The following is a 20,985-nucleotide window of genomic DNA, read 5'->3' as shown; positions in this document are numbered from 1 at the left end:
TTAGGAAATACAATTTATGACAGCAAATAAGAAATATATTTTAGTACTAAATCCCATTTCCGGAGATGTTGATAAAACTGAAATTTTAGTAAAAACTTTAGCATTTGCCGAGAAATTTAAAGTAGAAATCATTGTGTTTGAAACTTCTAGTAACGATGATGAAAAAGCCATAAGAAGTTTGTACAATGTGCATAAACCACAACGAATATTGATTGCTGGCGGGGATGGAACAATAAAAATGGTAGGCGAAGCACTAGAGCAACAAGATGTCATTTTTGGAATTATTCCTGCAGGTTCAGCCAATGGTTTGGCGGCAGCTTTAAACTTGCCAGCTACCATTGAAGAAAATCTATCTATAGCTTTTCACAATCATTTTATGGAAATGGATATGATTTCTATCAATGGTAAAAAAAGTATTCATTTAAGCGATTTAGGGTTGAATGCAGCACTTGTCAAGAATTATGAAAATGGTTCTACACGGGGCAAACTGGGTTATGCTTTACAAGTAATTACTACTTTAACCGAATTGGAAGAACCTTTTTTTGCTAAAATAGAAGCCAATAATGAAATAATCGAATGTACTGCACGAATGATTGTAATCGCGAATTCTCAAAAATACGGGACAGGCGTAACCATTAACCCGGATGGAGTCATGAACGATGGGAAATTTGAATTAGTAATTTTAAAGAACCTAGATTTATTGGTTTTCGGAAAAATAATTACTGGAAATATTCCAATTAATACCGAAGATATTCAAATTATTTCTACCGATAATGCAATAATTACCACCATTACACCCGTTTGTTTTCAAATTGATGGAGAATATATTGGTGAAGAAACACGATTGGATATTATGATTTTGCCGGCTCAAATGAAAGTTGCAGTTCTTTAAAATTTTATTCTGAATCAAAAACAAAATTGACATAAGTCGTGTCTTTTTTGGTGTCGAATACCACTTTTCGATTGGGTTTATTTTGTAATTCAAAATTGCCATTTACGATACATTTTCCTTCTGCAAAAAGATAGCCAGTTTGCGTAACGATAACCGCTTTATACAAGCTGTCTTTTATTACTTCTTTCATAGGATAATCGTTTTCCCAGTTCAATGGCTTACCATTACCACGAATTCCAACAGTTTTTATGTTTTTTACTTTAGAGACATCTAGTGTTACTACAACTACTCTTTGATACGCTTTTTGAACACAGGCATTCGCTAGAATAAGTAGTGCAATGAGAATAAATAATGTTTTCATAATGCAGTTTTTTTACGAGTTAGTAAATAATCAACACCAAATCGACCCGAACCTAGAATCAGATAGAATGTCCCCACCCATAGAAATCCCGTTGCTGGCAGGCAGTTCCATAAACCATTCTGAATTTGTTACATAAAAATCGCTACAAGCATTGTGCACAAGATTAAGAAAGAAGCTATTCGGGTTTGAAATCCCAGTATTAAAAAAATGCCGCCGACAGCTTCGCTAAAAGCACCCATCCAAGCAAAAAAAGCTGGAGCGACAGCAAATATTCCACCATACGACGCTTACATCATTTGGAAACCAAAAGGCTACTTCAAATAATCCTAGATTATTTTCGGGAGGCGACCACGACAATCCGAATTTTGCCGCACCAAAGTTGGAGCTTAATAGAAATCCGCAAGTAATTCCGGGAATGGCAAATAAGAAATCTTGCCAACAAAATGGCATTTTAATTGGGTTTGTGAGTTGATTTATTATTCTCATGGTGATTTGTTTGATGATTGAAACTACTATTAATTTTTATATCCCATAGATAATCCAGTATCTCCAGTAACATATAAATTAACCGATGCTTCTTCGCTAGATTTATTTTCGATAACAAGCGCGGTATTGCTATCGGCATTTACTTTAACAGTTTCATTAGGACTAACTATAATTGGCGAATGGGTGCCTCCAGTTATAGGAGCCATAATTATTTTTAAATTATGATTGGAAACATTTTTTAGTTTTACCTGAAAAGTTCCGTGTTCATTGTTACCTAAAACAAAACTGTCGTTTGGTTTAATAATGGTGTTAGACGTTAAAGAACCAAACACGCCACAAGAAGTAATGATTAATGCCAAAAATAAGGTTGTAATAATTGTTTTCATTTTTTGAAGTTTTAGGAAACCTTTTGTTGGGTTTCTGATTATTTAATGCTGCAAAGTTGTAGCAACATTCAAACGCATACGCTTCAAATTATAATTTGAGCCAAAATAAATAGATCTCAAATTATTAAATTAAAAAAAAGTGAGGTAAATAAAGGGTTTTAGTACAAGACTTATTAAAAGTATCAAATTGTATTTAGGTATTCTTTGGGCGAAAGTCCCGTATTTTTTTTGAAAGCTCGGTTAAAAGTTGCTTTTGAGTTAAATCCGCTATCAAAAGCGATTCCGAGTAAGGTTGATTTTTTATGTTCGCCGTTTTCAAAATTTTGTTTTACCGCTTCTACTCTGAAGTTGTTGATAAAGTCATTAAAGTTCATTTGAAAACCTTGATTGATAGCTTTTGAGATTACCGATGCATTAGTTTCTAATTTTTTGGCAATATCTGCCAATGTTAATTCAGGATTTTGATAGAGTTGCTGCTCTTTAATGAGTAATTCTAATTTTACTTTCCAATTTTCAATTTCTGGAGAAGTTTCAGGTTCATAAACTTCATGTTCCACATCAATGATTACTTTTTCTAACGGTGCATTATTGGATAAAAGCAAAACAGGTTTCTTATCGAAGACCGAAATTTCAAAAGGTATTTTGGTTACTACCAAATTGGCATACCCAGAAATTGCTACATAATACATAATGATCGAGAAAAAAAGATAAAACCACCACGATCCTTGATAAGAGTTTAAAGCAGGATAAATTAGAATTACAATATCGAAAACAATAGGCAAAAGCAACATAATTAAAAACGCATACAAATAGGCTTTTATCCATTTGAATAAAACACTGTCGGCATAACTTACTACTTGAAACATGAGTTTTCGGTACAAATTATAATACCGAATAGACATTATGAAGTAAATTAACATTGAAATCAACCCTGTTTTTTGATACCAATCATCAAAATCTTTGTCCATTCCATCTTTATAAAAATAATAATCATGGATAATTATTTTATCATAAATCCACATGAATAGCGAATATAGGACGTATAAAATACCTAGAATAAAATGTAAAAAATTACTTTTGGTTAATCGAAAAGAAGGATTTAAAAGGCTTTGAGTGTAGAAGTAAATTACAGGACCTACAAAAAAAAGATGCTGAAACGGTGTATAAAACAAAAAGTCACGATACGGCTGATTGTCATACCAGCCTGCAAAACCAAGCATCCAAGGAGCAATATATAAACTGCACAAAAAGATAAAAAGGCTTAACCAATAACTGGAATTACTACCTGTTTGTATGCCTTTTTTTAACAAAATACTGCTATAAATGATTCCTTGTGAGAAGGTTATAAGAAGAAGGGAAGAATAAAATCCAAATTGGAAAAGCATAAATCAAATTTAGTTAAAGATATATAATTTTAGTTTTCTTTAAATGGATGTCTTTGTTGCCAAATCATTTCAGGCTCTAACCGAGGAAAAATTTTAGGTAAAAGCTTATTAATCCATCGATTTTTGTGAAACATAAACCCCGACATCATAATGGGTTGTGCACCGATTGAGCTTTTTATTTCAAGCGCAGTTCTGCCAAAGATGATTCGTTTAAAATGATTTTCGATTCCAAATTCGGTCATATTATACAACATATTCAAATATAACATTTTCTCTTTTTGTACTTTTTCATCATAGCCCAAAAAATAGGTTTCTAGCGTATCTCCGTTTTGAAAAATGGTGTGAAACCCAACTAAAAGATGGTTATCAAAATAACCAAATAATTTAAAATGTTTGGGACATTTTTTCTTAAAAGTAGAAAAGTGACTTTCTGATAAAATAAAAGTGTTAAACGAGGCATTTTTGGCTACAAATTTATAAAATTCATAAATTTTAGCTTCGTTTTGTTCGATTTTTTCTAACGATAATTCTTCGATTGCTATTCCAGTAAATTTTTTTCGAGCCCGTTTATACTGGTCTCTATATTTTTTTGTCAACTCTCGATTATAATCTTCTTTTGATTTCCACTTTGTATTCAAATTCAAAATCATATTGGGTTGCGCATGGATTTCGTAGATGTTTTTAAAATCAAACTTTTTAAGTTCGGTGGCTTCTATTTGATAAAAATCTTTGAAAGTAATTAAATGTATAGTGATGTTTTTTTGTTTCAAAAAAACGAGCATTTCAGCACAATATTCAAGCATTATTTTACTTATCGTTTCAAACGATAAATGCTTTTTATAAGCATAACTGTTATGTCCCGATACTAGATTATTGCCTAAAAAAAGCACATGACCTGAAAAATTTTTGAAGATAAAATTTCTAATATAAGTTTTGATGCATTGATCTCGTTCGCCAAATGATTCCAACTTATTAATATCTAAATATTGCGTCAAGGCTACTCCTATTAAAATATCGTTTTCATAAATACCAATGTAGTAACACCGCATATTGATGGGTGAAGAATCTTCTAAAACTTTCAAATAAGGTGTTTGTAAAAATGCATTTTCAACGGCAACTTCATCCCATGAAGTAGGAAGTTCTGATAGCGAAGCGTATATTTTATAAGTAAATGTTTCCAATAGGCTAAAAAAATCGCCCTACAAATGTAGCGCGATTGGTATATAATAAAATGTTAATTATTGCATCATACAGATAATTCCTCCCATAATCATAAAGCAAACAATCCAAAAACCACTTGTTACCATAACGTATTTAAAAGTTCTTCTTTCGTACAAAGCATTGGTTCCTACCACAGGAAGGATCATAAATAATCCTGCCATGAAACCATGTAATGCGCCATGTTTGAAAGTTCGGTAAGCAGTTCCATAATCAGTCATAAAAGCGTTGTAGGAGGGTAAAGCTTTTGAAGGATTACCTCCAACCATTCCTAAAGCTCCAAATTGATGAATAACTAACATTTGTAAAATAAATGCAATAAGAAAAGCATACAAGAAAGTAAAAGCTAACATTTTGAACATGTTACCTCCTTTCATCTCTACTTCTTTCAATCCTATTTCTTTCATCCAAATGTTTCCAAAAACTTTTGGGTTGTACCAAATAAATCCAACAACTAATGTTGAAAAAGCAGCAAGTAAAATTGCAATCCAATTGATGTTCATAATTTAATGTTTTAATGGTTAGTACATCAAATGTAAAAAATAATATTCAAATGAATTTTTTGAAGTTTTTTTCAATTATATTATAAAGTTAAAACATTATTATAAGATAAATATATATAAAATTACACATTAAATGTATTTTGTCGATTTTATTTGTTTTTAAACGACAATTCGCATAATTTTACATCGTCATAACCCACAAACCTTAAATGATATGAAAACATTTTTTACCTACATCGCATCACTTTTTATTTCAGCATCACTTTTTGCAGAAATATCTTCAACCGAAAAAAACGCTTTAATAAAATTGAACAAAGCCACTAAAGGTTCACAATGGATTAATAAATGGGATTTAAAATCGCCTGTTTCCACTTGGTACGGTTTAGAAATCCAAAACGATAGAGTGATATCTATTAAATTGGTCAACAACAATCTTGCGGGACAGCTACCATCTGAACTGGGTGATTTGTCCTCGTTGCAAGTTTTAAACTTATTTAGAAATAATATCTTTGGCGCATTGCCAACATCTATTGGTAATTTGAAAAATTTGACTAAACTAAACATTGCATTTAATCAAATATCAGGTGCTTTACCTGAATCATTAGGGAACGCTACTCAATTAAAATCGATTGAAATGCACATGAACAGATTAACAGGGCAATTACCAGTTGCTGTGGGAAATTTGATAAATTTAGAAACATTGTCTTTATTCAATAATGAAATCGAAGGTCAAATTCCATCTTCATATTATAAGCTAAAATCATTGAAAGTATTGTTGTTAAACAGTAATAAACTAACAGGAAAATTAGAAAAAGAAGTTTCCAATCTTTCTTCATTAGAGACGTTAAGTTTATTTGAAAACAAAATGGATGGGCAAGTTCCTTTTGATTTAGAAAAATTAGGAAAACTTAAAGAAATGAATATTTCTTATAATATGTTCAACGGATTAGTTTCTAAAAACTTATCTAAATTAGATACTTTAAATATGACAATGGTGAATAAGCAAGGTGTTGCAACGACTTTAAAGGTAAGTATCGATAAAAATTCGGCGTTTGCTGCAGATGAATAATTTTTTGTTTTTTTTGTTATAAAATTGAATTTTTGTTAGGTCAAAAAGGTCTTGAGAAATCAAGACCTTTTTTATGTTTAAAAATTATTCAGTTGCTACTAATTTTGAAGTGCTTCTATAAATATATTCATTGTAGATGTGTCTTCTCGCAAAACGGCTGGGAGATTCCGCATTTACCATTTTGATATAAATGGGTCTTAAAACACCAAAATATTCAAACGCACTGCCATCCAAGAAAGTAATGTATAGCACACCTTTTTCATAATAAAAATCAGCAATGTTGGTACTTGTTGAGATTCTTGTATATTCGGTTCTGTCTTTATCCAAGGTTTCAGGCGCAATGCTTACCAAGAAATGATAGGCCGCAATAATTTCTTTACTTTTCTCCTCGGCGAGTTCTCGTTCAGCATCTTCTGAAATAGCATCAGGATGCATGTCTTTCATGCAATTTCTGTAAATGGTTTTAAGCTCTTTTAAAGTAGCTGTTTTTGTAACACCGAGTAACGTTCGGTATTCGATAATTTTTTTTGTATTCATTTTGCTGGAATATAAACCTTTAAAGGTTTTTAAATTTTTTGCAAAAGTAGTTCTTTACATGAGATATATATAAGAAGACATTCAAAAATTATTTTTTTATTTTTATATGTTGTGTATGTCGATTTTGGTTGTATATTTGCACTTCAAACAGCGCGGGATAGAGCAGTAGGCAGCTCGTCGGGCTCATAACCCGAAGGTCACAGGTTCGAGTCCTGTTCCCGCTACTAGAAACTAAAAACCGAAAACACTAATTGAGTTTTCGGTTTTTTTATTATAATTTAAATGAGTCATAAAGCAGGTTTTGTCAATATTATAGGAAACCCAAACGTGGGCAAATCAACCTTAATGAACGCTTTTGTTGGGGAACGCTTGTCGATAATAACTTCTAAAGCACAAACTACACGCCATCGAATCCTTGGGATTGTAAATGGCGATGATTTTCAAGTCATTTTATCAGACACGCCAGGAATAATCAAACCAGCTTACGAAATGCAAAAATCAATGATGGATTTTGTGAAGTCTGCTTTTGAAGATGCCGATGTATTGCTTTATATGGTCGAAATTGGTGAGAAGGAACTTAAAGATGAAGATTTCTTTACCAAAATTATTCATTCTCAAATTCCGGTGTTGTTGCTTTTGAATAAAATCGACAAATCAAACCAAGAGCAACTAGAAGAACAAATCGCGTTGTGGACAACTAAAGTACCTAATGCCGAGATATATCCGATTTCGGCTTTAGAAAATTTTAATGTAAAAGAAGTTTTTGCTCGAATTATGGAATTGCTTCCATTTTCACCACCTTATTATCCAAAAGATGCATTGACCGATAAACCTGAACGTTTTTTTGTCAACGAAACCATTCGTGAAAAAATCTTGCTCAATTACGATAAAGAAATCCCATACGCTGTAGAAATTGAAACAGAAGAATTTTTGGAGGATGAAAAAATTATTCGCATTCGTTCCGTTATAATGGTCGAAAGGGATACTCAAAAAGGAATTATTATTGGTCACAAAGGTGCTGCTTTAAAAAAAGTAGGAATGCAATCGCGCATAGATTTAGAAAAGTTCTTTGGCAAACAAATTCACATCGAATTGTATGTAAAAGTCAACAAAGACTGGAGAAGCAATGCTTATCAATTGCGCCGTTTTGGATACAATCAAAAATAGATGGTTTCTAATCGAATAACGATTTTAAGTTCCTGATGTTCCTAAAATTAGGGAATCATAAATCGTTAATCATTAATCTTAAATCTAAAACCGTACTTTTGCAAAAAAAATTCAGCCATAATCAAGAAGATAACACTTATTATGCTCAAGATTTATTTCATCTCACTTATAGTTGAAATCTAATATCAAAAATAAAAATGAACAATATTGTAGCCATAGTAGGAAGACCAAACGTAGGTAAATCTACTTTTTTTAATCGACTAATTCAAAGAAGAGAGGCTATTGTTGACTCGGTGAGTGGTGTTACACGTGACAGAAATTATGGAAAAAGCGAATGGAACGGAAAAGAGTTTTCCGTAATAGATACAGGTGGTTATATCAAAGGTTCAGACGATGTTTTTGAAGCAGAAATTCGCCGGCAGGTTGAATTGGCTATTGATGAAGCCGATGCGATTATTTTTGTGGTTGACGTTGAAGAAGGAATTACGCCAATGGATGCCGAAGTAGCTAAATTACTGCGTAAGGTAACAAAACCCATATTATTAGCGGTTAATAAAGTGGACAATGCGATGCGCGAAAAAGATGCTATCGAGTTTTACAATCTGGGTCTTGGGGAATATTTTACCATTGCCAGTATCAGCGGCAGCGGAACAGGAGATTTGCTAGACAAACTAGTAGAAGTTTTACCGGAATTGCCCGAAGTAACCGAAGAAGAAGCTGCCTTGCCTCGGTTTTGCGTTGTGGGTCGTCCCAATGCTGGAAAATCGTCGTTTATCAATGCTTTGATTGGAGAAGATAGATACATTGTTACCGATATTGCAGGAACAACTCGCGATGCTATAGATACCAAATACAACCGTTTTGGTTTTGAATTTAACTTGGTAGACACTGCCGGAATTCGCAGAAAAGCTAAAGTAAAAGAAGATTTAGAATTCTATTCCGTGATGCGTTCCGTGCGCGCTATCGAGCATTCGGATGTGATAATATTATTGATTGACGCTACGCGCGGGTTTGAAGGACAAGATCAAAGTATTTTTTGGCTTGCCGAAAAGAACCGAAAAGGGATTATCATTTTGGTCAACAAATGGGATTTAATCGAAAAAGACACCATGTCAACCCGCGATTATGAGGCTAAAATAAGAGAAGAATTAAAACCATTTACCGATGTGCCGATTCTTTTTGTATCAGCATTAACCAAACAACGGTTGTTGAAAGCCTTGGAAGAAACGGTAAAAGTATTTGAAAACCGAAAACAACGCATTCAAACTTCCAAGTTCAACGACTATATGTTGAAGTTGATAGAAGCTTTTCCTCCCCCCGCCTTGAAAGGAAAATATGTGAAGATAAAATATTGTATGCAATTGCCAACACCCACACCACAGTTTGTGTTTTTTGCCAATTTACCACAGTATGTTCAAGAAGCCTATAAACGTTTCTTGGAAAATAAAATACGCGAACACTGGGATTTTTCGGGAGTGCCGATAGATATTTACATTAGAGAGAAATAAAAAAGCTCGATCATAATTATCTTTTTTATTTATTTAAGATTAGCATTTTACCAACTTCCGCCAGAACCACCGCCGGAGAATCCTCCGCCGCCAAAACCGCCTCCAAAACCGCCACCTCCAGAAGAACCACCACCAAAACCGCCACCACCAAAACCACCACGACCAAGGCTGCTCAACAAAATAATATCAGCCAATCCCATTCCGCCACCGCCAGAGTTTCCTCCGCCACTATTTCTGTTTTTGATGATTATAATAAATAAAACAACAAAAATGATGATTATCGGAATTATGGGAAAGGTTCCACCTTTATTGGTTTGCTTTCTTTCGCCTTTGTATTTTCCTTTAAAAACATCAAAAAGTGCATCAGCTCCTTTGTCTAGACCGTTATAATAGCTTCCAGCTTTAAATTCGGGAATGATAATGTTTCTACTGATTTCGCCACCAATTCCGGCGGTTAATCTATCTTCAAGACCGTAGCCAGGCGCAATCCATATTTTGTGTTCCGCTTTAGCCAAAAGAACCACCACACCATTATCGTTTTCTTTACTGCCGCCAATTCCCCATTTCTGTCCCCATTTGGGAGCCAAAAGACCAATATCTTCGCCTTTTAAACTTTGTATAGTTATGATCACAATTTGTGTTGACGTACTATCAGAGTAGCGAATTAGTTTTTCTTCTAATTGTGTTTTTTCCTGCGCGCTCAATACATTGGCATAATCATATACAGAAGTTTGTATATCAGGTTTTATAGGGATTTCAAATTGAGCAAAACTCAAATAACTACTAAAGAGTCCAACCATAAAAAAGAGGATTTTAGAAACTCTTTTAGAATTTTTTCCAGTACGTTCCCAATTATTCGCATGGATTGGTCGGGTCGTAATTTGTAATTCGTACTTCGTAATTTCCATAATTTATCCTTTTGATATTTCGTTAGAAAGTTCGTTGGTATCGTCTTCTTGATGAGGAAAATATTTTTGAAGTTGATCACCAGCTTTTAAAATGCCTTCAATCAAACCTTGTTTGAAATTACCATTTTTAAAATGGGATAACATCACTTCTTTAGCTGAATCCCAAAAAGTATCTGCTACTTTATCGTGAATTCCTTTATCGCCATAAATAGCAAATTGTTTGCTGCTTACCGCTACGTATATAATGACACCATTACGCTCATGGGTTTTTTCCATATCAAGTTGATGAAAAACCTCCACAGCTCTTTCTAAAGGCGACATGGCAAATTGCTGCGACTGTTCGTCTTTATGGCTCGAGCCATTTTCTAGATGTACTCTAATTTCGCCAGAAGTATTTTTTTCGGCTTTACCGATAGCTTCCACAATAGCTTGTTCCTCGTCACGAGTTAAAAATGCTTCTACTTTAGACATAGCTCTATTTTTTAAATCTCTTTTTGGAGAGGTTGAATCTTTAGAATTTTACTTGAACAGGTTTGTCTGCGCCTTCAACAGCTGCAAAGTATGGTTTTTCTTTGTAGCTCAAGAACCAGCTCTGCGGAATGGCCAATACATAACCGTTGTAGTCTTGAACTGCTTCGTTAAACCGTGTTCTTGCCGTCAAAATTTGATTTTCTGTACTTGCTAATTCATCCTGCAATTTTAAGAAATTTTCGTTAGCTTTTAATTCAGGATAGCGTTCTACCGAAACTAATAATTTTGATAAAGAGGAGGACACTCCTGATTGTGCCGAATTAAATGCTGCTAATTGCTGTGGAGTTACATTGCTTGGGTCGATAGTGATAGATGTTGCTTTTGCACGAGCTTCTATGACCGCTGTTAAAGTGCTTTTTTCAAAGTCGGCCGCACCTTTTACCGTGTTTACCAAGTTGCCAATCAAATCATTTCTTCTTTGATAAGTAGTTTGAACATTCCCCCATTCTTTATTCACGGCTTGATTTTTTTGCAATCCAGTGTTTTTGATGCCAACTACCCAAAAAGCAATCATCAAGATTAATCCAATTCCAATAATCCAAGGTAAAAATTTTTTAAAATCCATGTTTGTTTAATTTAAAGTTTGTTTTATTATTTTTTTAGTTTTTATAATTGATTCTTAATTTGTAATAACTGCATCTTAACCCCTTCTAGTTTGCTAATAATTTCATACTTATCCAAGGTTTTCTTTTGCCCTTCTTTGAGATGTGTTTTCGCGCCTTCCAATGTAAAGCCTCGTTCTTTGACCAAATGATAAATTAATTGCAAATTTTTCACATCTTCTGGGGTGAACATTCTGTTGCCTTTCGCATTTTTTTTGGGCTTCAAAATTTCAAATTCTTTATCCCAAAAACGAATTAAAGAGGTGTTCACCTTGAAAGCTTTAGAAACTTCTCCAATGCTGTAATATCTTTTATCTGCTTTTAATTCTATCTGCATTTTTCGTGTGCTTTAGTTATTCAAAAATCAAAATTCATCAATCTTAAATCGTTAATCTTAAATCGTTAATCTAGCGATTGATTTTCTTGATTTGCCACTTTTGAAATGGCAGTATATTCGGCTGCCGAAATATTTCCGTAATAAAAATTTATGGGGTTCACCACTTTTCCATCTTTATGCACTTCATAATGCAAATGCGGCGCTTCACTTCTTCCGGTACTTCCCACATAGCCAACTACATCACCACGCTTTACACGTTGACCAGCCCTGCAATTATATTTGCTCAAATGCCCGTACAAAGTCAAATATCCAAAACCATGACTAATTTCAATATGATTTCCATAACCCGATTTTGAATTGTCCGCACTTACCACAACTCCGTCACCGGTAGCAAATATAGGAGTGCCAGTTGCGGCGGTAAAGTCCATTCCTTCATGCATTTTTCTAACTTTTGTAAAAGGATCGCTACGGTAGCCGAAGCCCGAAGCAATACGTTTTAGCTGCTCATTTTTTACCGGTTGAATGGCTGGAATAGCTGCCAACAGTTTGTTTTTTTCTTTAGCTAACTTCAATATTTCATCCAATGATTTGGATTGAATCGCTAATTCTTTAGAAATAATATCTACTCGTTTAGAAGTAGTAATAACCAGTTCGGAGTTATTAAATCCTTCTAATTCTTTGTATCGATTTACTCCGCCAAAACCTGCTTTTCGTTGTTCCTTTGGTATAGGCGAGGTGTTAAAATACGCTCTGTACACATTATTATCTCTATCGGCAACTTCGCTTAATACATCATCTACTTCGTCCATTTTTTTATTCAAAATGGCGTAACGCAATTTCATAGTTTCAATTTCACGAGCTTGCAAGCGGTCTTTTGGGGTGTCTAAAAGCGAAGTGTTCAGTAAAGCCACAAAACATAAAAACCCAAAAAGAGCAGAAGCAAGCAAAAACAAACCAAAATATCCCAATTTTTTTGATAGTTTTGGATTTATTTTGCGATAAGCTAAACTTTCGGTATCGAAATAATACTTTACTTTCTTCGCCATTTTTTATTTTATACTATTTTTGTGAAGTTTTTATCAAACGATGGTTATACGAACAAATTTAACAAATGTTTCAATTCAATCTGAACTTGTTTCAAATTCTTTTAATTTTTTTTAAGAAATGTATTTGGTTATGTGGTTATTTGAAATAGAAAAATCATGAACATACCAAAATATCCAAATCAACAAATAACCACACAACCGAATAAATATAAAAATGAAATCAAAAGACATTCGAAAAGCATATCTTAATTTCTTTGAAAGCAAAGGACATTTAATTGTTCCTTCCGCGCCAATCGTTTTAAAAGATGATTCAACCTTGATGTTCAACAACTCGGGGATGGCGCAGTTCAAAGAATACTTTTTAGGTAACGCAGTTCCAAAAAGTAAACGAATTGCCGATACTCAAAAATGCCTTCGTGTTTCAGGAAAACACAATGATTTGGAAGATGTTGGTTTTGATACGTATCATCATACCATGTTTGAAATGTTAGGAAATTGGTCGTTTGGCGATTATTTCAAAAAAGAAGCATTGGATTGGGCTTGGGAATTCTTAACCGAAGTTTTAAAGTTAGACAAAGACCGTTTATATGTTTCGGTTTTTGAAGGCAATCCAGCCGAAAATGTTCCTTTCGACCAAGAAGCATTCAATATTTGGAAGCAATATGTTCCTGAAGACCGAATTATTCTTGGAAATAAAAAAGATAATTTTTGGGAAATGGGCGATCAAGGTCCGTGTGGTCCATGTTCCGAAATTCATATTGATATTCGTTCCGATGAAGAAAGAACAGCAGTTTCAGGACGAGATTTAGTAAATGCCGATCATCCGCAAGTAGTTGAAATTTGGAACAATGTTTTCATGGAATTCAACAGAAAAGCCGATGGAAGTTTAGAAAAATTACCAGCGCAGCACGTTGATACCGGAATGGGATTTGAGCGTTTGTGTATGGCAATGCAAAATGTGACTTCCAATTATGATACCGATGTTTTTACGCCATTAATTGAGAAAGTAGAACAAATTACGGGTTTCAAATATTTACCGAATACTGTCACTCCTTGCGAAGTCGAGGAGAAAACCAATATTGCAATCCGTGTAATTGTTGATCACGTTCGTGCTGTGGCTTTCGCTATTGCTGACGGACAATTACCTTCCAATACTGGTGCTGGTTATGTAATTCGTAGAATTTTGCGCCGTGCTATTCGTTACGGATTTACTTTTTTAAATACCAAAGAACTGTTTATCAATAAATTGGTGGAAGTTTTAGCAAATCAAATGGGCGAATTTTTTCCAGAAATTAAATCGCAACAACAATTGGTTACTAATGTAATTCGTGAAGAAGAAGCTTCGTTTTTAAGAACTTTAGATTTAGGTTTGCAATTATTAGATAAAGTTGTAGCAGAAACTAACGGAAAAGAAGTTTCAGGAGCAAAAGTTTTTGAATTGTATGATACGTTCGGATTTCCAAAAGATTTGACGGCATTAATTCTGAAAGAAAAAGGATTTTCGTATAACGAATCCGATTTTGAAACAGAATTACAAAAACAAAAAGTGCGTTCTCGTGCGGCATCAGAAGTTTCAACCGAAGATTGGAAAGTTTTAATTCCAGGAAATGTAGAAACATTCGTGGGTTACGACCAAACTGAAAACGAAGTAAAAATCACCAGAATTCGTAAAGTAGATTCTAAAAAAGACGGAATTTTATATCAAATTGTTTTAGACAACACACCATTTTATCCAGAAGGTGGTGGACAAGTTGGCGATAAAGGAACTTTAATAAGTCGAAAGTCGAAAGTCGAAAGTCAAAAAGAAGAAATAGAAATAATTGACACTAAAAAAGAGAATAATTTGATTATTCATTTTGCTAAAAATTTACCAGAAGATTTAAACCAAACCTTTATAGCCAAAGTAAACACTGATTTAAGAACGTCAACATCCAAAAATCACTCGGCTACACACTTGATGCATTTGGCTTTGAGAACCATTCTTGGAACGCATGTGGAGCAAAAAGGTTCTTTAGTGAACCCAAATTATTTACGTTTTGACTTTTCGCATTTTTCTAAAGTTTCCGATGACGAATTACGCCAAGTAGAAACTAGTGTAAATGCTCAAATCGAAGCACAATTAAAGTTAGTAGAACATAGAAATATTCCAATTAAAGAAGCATTGGATAAAGGTGCCATGGCTTTGTTTGGAGAAAAATATGGTGATTCAGTTCGTATGATTGAATTTGGCGAAAGCAAAGAACTTTGTGGTGGAATTCATGTTAAAAACACATCGGAAATTTGGCATTTCAAAATTATTTCTGAAGGAGCAGTTGCTGCAGGAATTCGTCGTATTGAAGCCATAACTGGCGATGCGGTGAAAGATTTCTACAAAAATCAAGAAAGTACTTTAGCGGAAATTAAAGAAACTTTGAAAAATCCACAAGACACGCTGAAAGCAGTGGTTTCTTTGCAGGAGGATAATTTAAAATTCAAAAAGCAAATTGAACAACTAGTAAAAGAAAACATTGAAGTATTAAAAAATAATTTAGTTGCAGAATTTAAAGATATAAATGGTGTTAATTTTTTAGCAAAACAAGTGGATTTATCTATGAGTGCTACCAAAGACTTAACGCAAGCATTAGGAAACGCAAAACCAAATTCATTCGTCGTTTTAGCTTCAATTGAAGATGGGTTGCCTAATATTCATTGTTATATTTCAAAAGAATTAGTTGAAAGTAAAGCTTTAAACGCAAGTGTGGTAATCAAAGAATTAGGACAATATATTGATGGGAATGGAGGCGGACAATCCTTTTTTGCTTCAGGAAAAGGGAAAAATGCAGATGGGATTACTGGTGCATTGGAGAATGTTGCCAAAATTTTGATTCGTAATTTAATAACTTCTAGACTGCCCCCAAATAGTGTCTAACTTTTTGGGGGCAATGCAAAATTGACAGGGTTTTTTATTACTCTTTTTTACGTTCACCAATTTGCTGTCTCCACATGGCATAGTACAAGCCTTTTTCTTCCAATAAAGCTTGGTGCTTGCCTTGCTCGATGATTCTGCCTTGTTCTAATACAAAAATCTTATCGGCATGCATTACGGTTGATAATCGGTGTGCAATCAAAACAGTGATTCTGTTTTTATCCGAAATGTTTCTGATAGTTGCATTAATTTCTTCTTCGGTGATTGAATCTAGAGCCGATGTTGCTTCGTCAAATATCAATAAGTTTGGATTTCTCAAGATTGCACGTGCTATCGATAATCTTTGTTTTTCGCCGCCAGAAACTTTAATTCCCCCTTCGCCAATGGTTGAATTAAGACCGTCGTCGGCACGTTCTAACAATTTGTCACAACTCGCTCTGTGCAATACATTTTGTAATTCTTCGTCGGTTGCTGATGGTTTTACGAATAATAAATTTTCGCGAATCGTTCCCGAAAACAACTGTGCGTCTTGCGTTACGTAGCCCAATTGTTTTCTTAAACCTAGCAAATCAATTTCTGATGAATCAATCGAGTTGTATTTTACCGTTCCTTTTGCTGGAGGGTATAATCCAACTAAAAGTTTTACCAACGTTGTTTTGCCAGCTCCAGAAGGACCAACAAAGGCAACGGTTTCACCCTGTTTTATATCGAAAGTAATTCCTTCAACAGCATAATATTTGGCCGTTTTGTGTTTGAAACTCACATTTGAAAATTGTAATGTTTCAATAGCATCAACATTTTTGGCGTTTTTTGGACGAAATTCTTTTGGAGCATTCAATAATTCTTTAAAATTCTCCATAGAAACTTTGGTTTCATTCAAGGCGATAATAAATGATCCCAATTCTTGTAAAGGTCCAAAAATAAAAAATGTAAAAAAGACCATGGTCAATAAATCGCCCACAATAATTTTGCCACCAAACAAGAAGTAATACAACGTAAAAATAACACACGTTCTTAAAAAATGAACGGTTGTTCCTTGAATAAAACTTAAACTGCGGATAAAACGGATTTTTTGTAATTCGAGTTGTAGGATTTTAAACGTATTTAAGTTCAAACGTTTTTCTTCTTGATACGTCAATCCTAAACTTTTCACAAGCTCTATATTTCGTAAACTTTCTGTGGTTGCACCCGCTAAAGCATTGGTTTGATTGACAATTTTTCTAGAAACTACCTTTATTTTTTTACCTAAATACGAACTTATAAAAGCTATAATTGGTGCCGTAATTAAAAAGATAAGCGCAATTCTGGAATCAATTCTTGAAACATAAACCACTACAAAAACAAACCCGATAACGGTTTGAAATATTAATGAAATCGAAAGTGTAATCAGTTTTTCAGAATCAATACGCACTTTGGTTAATTTACTCAAAGTTTCGCCACTGCGTTGGTCTTCGAATTCTTCAAAAGGCAAATCGAGCGATTTTTTAATTCCGTCTGTATACATTTCGGCACCAGTTCGCTGGATTACGATATTTGTAAAATAATCTTGAAAGTTTTTTGTAATTCTAGAAATCATTGCCGCGCCCAAAGAAAGACTGAGCCAAAAGCCAACTGATCTTATAAATCCCATTTCGTTGCCTTTGTACTTGGCGATACCAACACCGCAATCTTGCATTAATTTACCCGTAATTACCGAGTCAGACAAACTAAAACAGATGTTTACAGCTGCCATTAGTAAAGCAAAAAACAAAAGTAATTTATGTTTTTTGAGATAAGCGTATAATAGTTTCATAAGAATTACTTTTTGAGCAGCAAAAGTATAAAATAAAAATTCAGAGTGCTTGCGTTTATAGTGTATTACTTTATAATTTGATAGAGCGGTTGAGGTTCGGAATCATTTTGTATTTTTGAAAAATGAACTTTACGACTAAAATTCCCATAGCAAAATCGAAGAATCCCATTGATTACACTTCCAAAATTATGTCCTTGGGTTCTTGTTTTGCCGTAAATATGGGTGAAAAATTCCACTATTTTAAATTCCAGATAGTAACCAATCCTTTTGGAATAATTTTTAATCCAATTTCGATTGAAAAACTAATGGAGCGAGCCATAAAGCATATAGAATTTACCGAAAATGATATTTTCTTTCACAATGATTTATGGCATTGTTTTGAAATACATTCGGAGCTAAGTCATCCGGATAAAGAAGAATTTTTGGCAAAAATGAATGCTCTCATCAAATTAATAAATCAACAAATCCGACAATCTACGCACTTCATCATTACTTATGGAACTGCCTGGGTTTATAGAAATAAATCATCAGATGCTATTGTTGCCAATTGTCATAAAGTGCCTCAAAATCAATTTGACAAAGAGATTTTAGAAATAGCTATTATTGAAAAATCAATTCAAAATACGATTGCATTAATTCAGAAAGTTAATCCAAATTGTGCTTTCATTTTTACCGTTTCGCCAGTGCGACATATTAAAGATGGCTTTGTAGAGAACCAACGCAGCAAAGCACATTTAATTTCTGCGATTCATAATTCACAGTTCACAATTCACAGTTATTTTCCTTCTTATGAAATTATGATGGACGAACTGCGCGATTATCGTTTTTATGCTGATGACATGTTGCATCCAAGCAAAGTGGCGATAAATTATATTTGGGAATCCTTTCTTAACCATTATATCGACAAGGGATGCTTAACTACAATGCAAGAAATTGACGCTATTCAAAAAGCAATGACTCACAAACCGTTCAACCCAAACTCCTCAATTCATAATAAGTTTTTAGAAAATTTAAAAACTAAAATTATGAATATTCAGAAAACGCATCCAATGATAGAATTTTAAAAATACGACATTTTACGTATTTTACCGCTTTTGATTTAGCTTTAGATTTGTACTTTAACTAAATCATTTTTTTATGTTCAGAACTAAATATTTATACTTCTTCGTAGTGCTTTTTGTTTTTTGCACTGCAACAAGTTATTCGCAACGCCCAGTATTAACTGATGAAGAAATAGTATCCGAAACAGTTATCAAAGAAATTGACCAAGTATTTCAATCTCCAGATTTTGCAAAAAAGAAAAACAAAAAATATGCTGATGTCAAGGGAACGATGACCATAGATATTGGCGTAATCCAAAATGGAAAAGTATCTTCCTTTTTCAAAGTAGATTCAGATATTCACAACATTGACTTTATAAATTTTATGTCAGCATATATTTTGGATCATAAATTTCAGTTTAAACTTCAAAAACAGCAACGTTATAAAATACGCTACACTGCAACATTTTAACAAATTAATTAATACTAAAAACGCAAAAAAATGAAAAAAGTATCACTATTTATGTTTGTCATTTGTATGATGGCAACCGGATTAAGTCACGCACAATTTGGCAAACTTTTAGATAAAGTAAAAGGTAAATCAGGTGCTGGAAAAATGACTGGAGGATTTTCAACAGTATGGGAATCAGAATTTGAAAACAAGGCGTCATTTTTATCACTAACAAACGCTAATGGCTCAACAATTTTAGGGACAGACGATAATTCGGCATCTGTTTTAAACAGTGATGGAAAACCAGTATGGAACGGCGATTATAAAAAAATTACAACCAACAAAACAAATAATTCGGAATATCAATTTGCAATTTTTAAAGCTAATGGTGGGGGATATTTATTTCTTTTTGATGCACGAACTTTTGGTGCGGACAAAGTAGCATGCATAGATATGCAATCAGGAAAAGAATTATGGAACTCTGAACAATATCAAAATTTAATACAAAAAAAAGGTGCTAAAACTATTGAAGGCTCTGATCAAGGGGAACTAGAAACGGTTAAGTACATTTCAGAATTAGACGCGTTTTTAATCTCTCAAAAAGCCTCTGTAATTTTGGTAAAAGCAAACACTGGCGAGAAAATTTGGGAAACCAATCGTTTTAAAGGTGGTGTAGGTAAATATGTTTATGATGCTAAACGAAATGAAATAATTATGGTCAATTTTAAACCAACGGCATTAGGTTCTTTATTTGCAGGATTTAAAAATCAGTTAGTTAAAATTAATGCCGTTAATGGTGAAGTTTTATGGGATGCAACTTTTATTGGAGCTGTAGAAAAAGAATTGGTGACTCGGAGAGCCATTATTGATTTATGGGTAAAAGACAATCAAGTCTTTGTTTATCTAAATGGATTAATGGCATTTGATTACAAAAACGGTCAAAAACTTTGGGAGTCAATTTATGAAACTGATATGGATAAAGGTGGTGGTGTCTCTTTATTTGGTGGCGGTTCTCAAAAGAAAATTTATAGAACAATTGCCGATCCATTGTACACAAAAGATGCTGTTTATTTAGTAATTCTGGGTACAAGAGACCGAACTAAATATATAGAAAAACACGATTTACAATCTGGTAAATTGCTTTGGGCATCAGAAAAAATTACTGGTGCACTTTCAATGCCTAATATTTATAAAACTGGTGATAAAGTAATGGTTCAAGTTGGTGGTAAAGTACAGATCCAAGAGATAAAGACCAACAAAGATGGCACGACCTATTCTGTTTATTGGGCTTACAGAGATCAGAAAAATGGAGTTTTAGCTCTTGATGATAAAAATGGGACGACGGCTTGGCGTTCTGAAAAATTTGATAAAAGGATTACAGATTTAATTATCGATAATGACAAAACGGTATTTGTGGGTGATGGTGATGAGTTTTATGGTTATGATATTGCTTCAGGCAAACAATTATTTGATGTAAAACACAACGATGCGAAAGTTGGTAGAGCAACAGATGTTGTTGATTTTAACGATAAAGTGGTAGTATTGTCAGAAAAAGGATTAGCAGCTTACAATAAAAAAGATGGAAGTAGAGCCTACGCATCAGAAAAAATAAAAGGTGTAGATTATTTTTACCATATAGGTAATAATTATTTTTTAAGAGACCAACGCAACAGTAAAAATATCATTTATGGTATCGATATGACTAATGGTGAAATTAAAGGAAGTGTAGAGTCTAAAGGAAAAGGAGGAAGCCCACTTTATGGAAACGGCATTGATATTACAACCGATGGAGAATATATTTTTGCTTTTAAGGGAAAAAAAGTAGAAAAGATTAAAGTAAACAATTAATGCGTTTTTAGTT

At 33.6% G+C, this 20,985-nt stretch carries 22 protein-coding genes and 1 tRNA gene; 9 read left to right on the top strand and 14 right to left on the bottom strand.

What is annotated here, in order from left to right:
- Positions 1-16 precede the first annotated feature (16 nt).
- A complete protein-coding gene (locus Q0Q96_RS08845; protein WP_293873871.1) occupies positions 17-892 on the top strand; it encodes a diacylglycerol kinase family protein in 876 nt (291 codons plus the stop codon).
- 4 nt (positions 893-896) lie between these two features.
- Here the strand turns inward: Q0Q96_RS08845 and Q0Q96_RS08840 are convergent, their stop codons facing one another.
- The 7 genes from Q0Q96_RS08840 to Q0Q96_RS08810 form a co-directional block, all read right to left on the bottom strand.
- Positions 897-1,253 carry a hypothetical protein gene (locus Q0Q96_RS08840; RefSeq protein WP_293873869.1) on the bottom strand — a complete coding sequence of 119 codons (357 nt, stop codon included), beginning with the start codon at positions 1,251-1,253 and terminating at the stop codon, positions 897-899.
- A 128-nt stretch (positions 1,254-1,381) separates the two neighbouring features.
- Positions 1,382-1,492, bottom strand: coding sequence for a DoxX family membrane protein (locus Q0Q96_RS08835; protein ID WP_293873867.1), 111 nt, complete (start codon positions 1,490-1,492; stop codon positions 1,382-1,384).
- Positions 1,479-1,739, bottom strand: a complete 261-nt coding sequence (locus Q0Q96_RS08830) for a hypothetical protein (RefSeq protein WP_293873864.1) — start codon at positions 1,737-1,739, stop codon at positions 1,479-1,481. The genes Q0Q96_RS08835 and Q0Q96_RS08830 overlap by 14 nt, the downstream gene beginning before the upstream one ends.
- Before the next feature lie 29 nt (positions 1,740-1,768).
- Positions 1,769-2,125: a hypothetical protein gene (locus Q0Q96_RS08825; protein ID WP_293873862.1), complete on the bottom strand. Its 357-nt coding sequence runs from the start codon at positions 2,123-2,125 to the stop codon at positions 1,769-1,771.
- Positions 2,126-2,307: 182 nt separating this feature from the next.
- Complete coding sequence (locus Q0Q96_RS08820) at positions 2,308-3,510, bottom strand: helix-turn-helix domain-containing protein (RefSeq protein ID WP_293873859.1); 1,203 nt, start codon at positions 3,508-3,510, stop codon at positions 2,308-2,310.
- 29 nt (positions 3,511-3,539) lie between these two features.
- A complete protein-coding gene (locus tag Q0Q96_RS08815; RefSeq protein ID WP_293873856.1) occupies positions 3,540-4,691 on the bottom strand; it encodes a peptidogalycan biosysnthesis protein in 1,152 nt (383 codons plus the stop codon).
- Between the two features lie 57 nt (positions 4,692-4,748).
- Positions 4,749-5,231 (bottom strand): DUF1761 domain-containing protein, encoded by a 483-nt coding sequence (locus Q0Q96_RS08810; protein ID WP_293873854.1) that lies wholly within the window; start codon positions 5,229-5,231, stop codon positions 4,749-4,751.
- 214 nt (positions 5,232-5,445) lie between these two features.
- On the opposite strand from Q0Q96_RS08810, the gene Q0Q96_RS08805 reads away from it, so the two are divergent.
- Positions 5,446-6,300: a Two component regulator three Y domain protein gene (locus tag Q0Q96_RS08805; RefSeq protein WP_293873851.1), complete on the top strand. Its 855-nt coding sequence runs from the start codon at positions 5,446-5,448 to the stop codon at positions 6,298-6,300.
- Positions 6,301-6,384: 84 nt separating this feature from the next.
- Here Q0Q96_RS08805 and Q0Q96_RS08800 read toward each other — a convergent pair whose 3' ends face one another.
- Positions 6,385-6,837 (bottom strand): KTSC domain-containing protein, encoded by a 453-nt coding sequence (locus Q0Q96_RS08800; protein WP_293873849.1) that lies wholly within the window; start codon positions 6,835-6,837, stop codon positions 6,385-6,387.
- A 151-nt stretch (positions 6,838-6,988) separates the two neighbouring features.
- Here Q0Q96_RS08800 and Q0Q96_RS08795 point away from each other — a divergent pair.
- The 3 genes from Q0Q96_RS08795 (at position 6,989) to der (ending at position 9,512) form a co-directional block, all read left to right on the top strand.
- Positions 6,989-7,061 (top strand) — tRNA-Met (locus Q0Q96_RS08795).
- Between the two features lie 58 nt (positions 7,062-7,119).
- Positions 7,120-8,004 carry a GTPase Era gene (gene era / locus Q0Q96_RS08790; protein WP_293873847.1) on the top strand — a complete coding sequence of 295 codons (885 nt, stop codon included), beginning with the start codon at positions 7,120-7,122 and terminating at the stop codon, positions 8,002-8,004.
- A gap of 197 nt (positions 8,005-8,201) precedes the next feature.
- A complete protein-coding gene (der, locus tag Q0Q96_RS08785; protein ID WP_293873845.1) occupies positions 8,202-9,512 on the top strand; it encodes a ribosome biogenesis GTPase Der in 1,311 nt (436 codons plus the stop codon).
- A 47-nt stretch (positions 9,513-9,559) separates the two neighbouring features.
- Here der and Q0Q96_RS08780 read toward each other — a convergent pair whose 3' ends face one another.
- The 5 genes from Q0Q96_RS08780 to Q0Q96_RS08760 form a co-directional block, all read right to left on the bottom strand.
- Complete coding sequence (locus tag Q0Q96_RS08780) at positions 9,560-10,312, bottom strand: TPM domain-containing protein (protein WP_293874031.1); 753 nt, start codon at positions 10,310-10,312, stop codon at positions 9,560-9,562.
- A 111-nt stretch (positions 10,313-10,423) separates the two neighbouring features.
- Entirely contained in the window at positions 10,424-10,891 is a 468-nt protein-coding gene (locus tag Q0Q96_RS08775) for a TPM domain-containing protein (protein ID WP_293873842.1), read from the bottom strand.
- A gap of 40 nt (positions 10,892-10,931) precedes the next feature.
- Positions 10,932-11,516, bottom strand: coding sequence for a LemA family protein (locus Q0Q96_RS08770; RefSeq protein ID WP_293873839.1), 585 nt, complete (start codon positions 11,514-11,516; stop codon positions 10,932-10,934).
- 41 nt (positions 11,517-11,557) lie between these two features.
- On the bottom strand, positions 11,558-11,890 hold the full coding sequence (locus tag Q0Q96_RS08765; RefSeq protein WP_293873836.1) for a MerR family transcriptional regulator: 333 nt from the start codon (positions 11,888-11,890) through the stop codon (positions 11,558-11,560).
- 65 nt (positions 11,891-11,955) lie between these two features.
- Positions 11,956-12,936, bottom strand: a complete 981-nt coding sequence (locus tag Q0Q96_RS08760) for a M23 family metallopeptidase (RefSeq protein WP_293873833.1) — start codon at positions 12,934-12,936, stop codon at positions 11,956-11,958.
- A 214-nt stretch (positions 12,937-13,150) separates the two neighbouring features.
- Between Q0Q96_RS08760 and alaS the strand changes: the two genes are divergently transcribed.
- Complete coding sequence (gene alaS / locus Q0Q96_RS08755; protein WP_293873830.1) at positions 13,151-15,844, top strand: alanine--tRNA ligase; 2,694 nt, start codon at positions 13,151-13,153, stop codon at positions 15,842-15,844.
- A 37-nt stretch (positions 15,845-15,881) separates the two neighbouring features.
- Here the strand turns inward: alaS and Q0Q96_RS08750 are convergent, their stop codons facing one another.
- Entirely contained in the window at positions 15,882-17,633 is a 1,752-nt protein-coding gene (locus tag Q0Q96_RS08750; protein WP_293873828.1) for an ABC transporter ATP-binding protein, read from the bottom strand.
- Between the two features lie 122 nt (positions 17,634-17,755).
- Here Q0Q96_RS08750 and Q0Q96_RS08745 point away from each other — a divergent pair, with 122 nt between their 5' ends.
- The 3 genes from Q0Q96_RS08745 (at position 17,756) to Q0Q96_RS08735 (ending at position 20,972) form a co-directional block, all read left to right on the top strand.
- Entirely contained in the window at positions 17,756-18,697 is a 942-nt protein-coding gene (locus tag Q0Q96_RS08745; protein ID WP_293873826.1) for a GSCFA domain-containing protein, read from the top strand.
- A 73-nt stretch (positions 18,698-18,770) separates the two neighbouring features.
- The gene (locus Q0Q96_RS08740; protein WP_293873824.1) at positions 18,771-19,145 is read left to right on the top strand and encodes a hypothetical protein; all 375 of its coding nucleotides are present in this window, start codon (positions 18,771-18,773) and stop codon (positions 19,143-19,145) included.
- 30 nt (positions 19,146-19,175) lie between these two features.
- Positions 19,176-20,972 (top strand): PQQ-binding-like beta-propeller repeat protein, encoded by a 1,797-nt coding sequence (locus Q0Q96_RS08735; RefSeq protein WP_293873822.1) that lies wholly within the window; start codon positions 19,176-19,178, stop codon positions 20,970-20,972.
- The last annotated feature ends 13 nt before the right edge of the window (positions 20,973-20,985 follow it).

The sequence above is a fragment of the Flavobacterium sp. genome (assembly GCF_025352015.1).
Taxonomy (GTDB): Bacteria; Bacteroidota; Bacteroidia; order Flavobacteriales; family Flavobacteriaceae; genus Flavobacterium.
The sequence above is the reverse complement of the archived record's forward strand: the minus strand, read 5'-3'. Positions and strand labels throughout refer to the sequence as shown.

What these genes read in the sequence shown, in the direction of transcription:
- Q0Q96_RS08750 (WP_293873828.1), bottom strand. Translation starts at nt 17,633, where the DNA reads ATGAAACTATTATACGCTTATCTCAAAAAACATAAATTACTTTTGTTT.
- Q0Q96_RS08765 (WP_293873836.1), bottom strand. Translation starts at nt 11,890, where the DNA reads ATGCAGATAGAATTAAAAGCAGATAAAAGATATTACAGCATTGGAGAA.
- alaS (WP_293873830.1), top strand. Translation starts at nt 13,151, where the DNA reads ATGAAATCAAAAGACATTCGAAAAGCATATCTTAATTTCTTTGAAAGC.
- Q0Q96_RS08735 (WP_293873822.1), top strand. Translation starts at nt 19,176, where the DNA reads ATGAAAAAAGTATCACTATTTATGTTTGTCATTTGTATGATGGCAACC.
- Q0Q96_RS08840 (WP_293873869.1), bottom strand. Translation starts at nt 1,253, where the DNA reads ATGAAAACATTATTTATTCTCATTGCACTACTTATTCTAGCGAATGCC.
- Q0Q96_RS08845 (WP_293873871.1), top strand. Translation starts at nt 17, where the DNA reads ATGACAGCAAATAAGAAATATATTTTAGTACTAAATCCCATTTCCGGA.
- Q0Q96_RS08825 (WP_293873862.1), bottom strand. Translation starts at nt 2,125, where the DNA reads ATGAAAACAATTATTACAACCTTATTTTTGGCATTAATCATTACTTCT.
- Q0Q96_RS08780 (WP_293874031.1), bottom strand. Translation starts at nt 10,312, where the DNA reads ATGGTTGGACTCTTTAGTAGTTATTTGAGTTTTGCTCAATTTGAAATC.
- Q0Q96_RS08745 (WP_293873826.1), top strand. Translation starts at nt 17,756, where the DNA reads ATGAACTTTACGACTAAAATTCCCATAGCAAAATCGAAGAATCCCATT.
- Q0Q96_RS08760 (WP_293873833.1), bottom strand. Translation starts at nt 12,936, where the DNA reads ATGGCGAAGAAAGTAAAGTATTATTTCGATACCGAAAGTTTAGCTTAT.
- Q0Q96_RS08775 (WP_293873842.1), bottom strand. Translation starts at nt 10,891, where the DNA reads ATGTCTAAAGTAGAAGCATTTTTAACTCGTGACGAGGAACAAGCTATT.
- Q0Q96_RS08770 (WP_293873839.1), bottom strand. Translation starts at nt 11,516, where the DNA reads ATGGATTTTAAAAAATTTTTACCTTGGATTATTGGAATTGGATTAATC.
- era (WP_293873847.1), top strand. Translation starts at nt 7,120, where the DNA reads ATGAGTCATAAAGCAGGTTTTGTCAATATTATAGGAAACCCAAACGTG.
- Q0Q96_RS08740 (WP_293873824.1), top strand. Translation starts at nt 18,771, where the DNA reads ATGTTCAGAACTAAATATTTATACTTCTTCGTAGTGCTTTTTGTTTTT.
- Q0Q96_RS08805 (WP_293873851.1), top strand. Translation starts at nt 5,446, where the DNA reads ATGAAAACATTTTTTACCTACATCGCATCACTTTTTATTTCAGCATCA.
- Q0Q96_RS08800 (WP_293873849.1), bottom strand. Translation starts at nt 6,837, where the DNA reads ATGAATACAAAAAAAATTATCGAATACCGAACGTTACTCGGTGTTACA.
- der (WP_293873845.1), top strand. Translation starts at nt 8,202, where the DNA reads ATGAACAATATTGTAGCCATAGTAGGAAGACCAAACGTAGGTAAATCT.
- Q0Q96_RS08810 (WP_293873854.1), bottom strand. Translation starts at nt 5,231, where the DNA reads ATGAACATCAATTGGATTGCAATTTTACTTGCTGCTTTTTCAACATTA.
- Q0Q96_RS08820 (WP_293873859.1), bottom strand. Translation starts at nt 3,510, where the DNA reads ATGCTTTTCCAATTTGGATTTTATTCTTCCCTTCTTCTTATAACCTTC.
- Q0Q96_RS08830 (WP_293873864.1), bottom strand. Translation starts at nt 1,739, where the DNA reads ATGAGAATAATAAATCAACTCACAAACCCAATTAAAATGCCATTTTGT.
- Q0Q96_RS08835 (WP_293873867.1), bottom strand. Translation starts at nt 1,492, where the DNA reads ATGGGTGCTTTTAGCGAAGCTGTCGGCGGCATTTTTTTAATACTGGGA.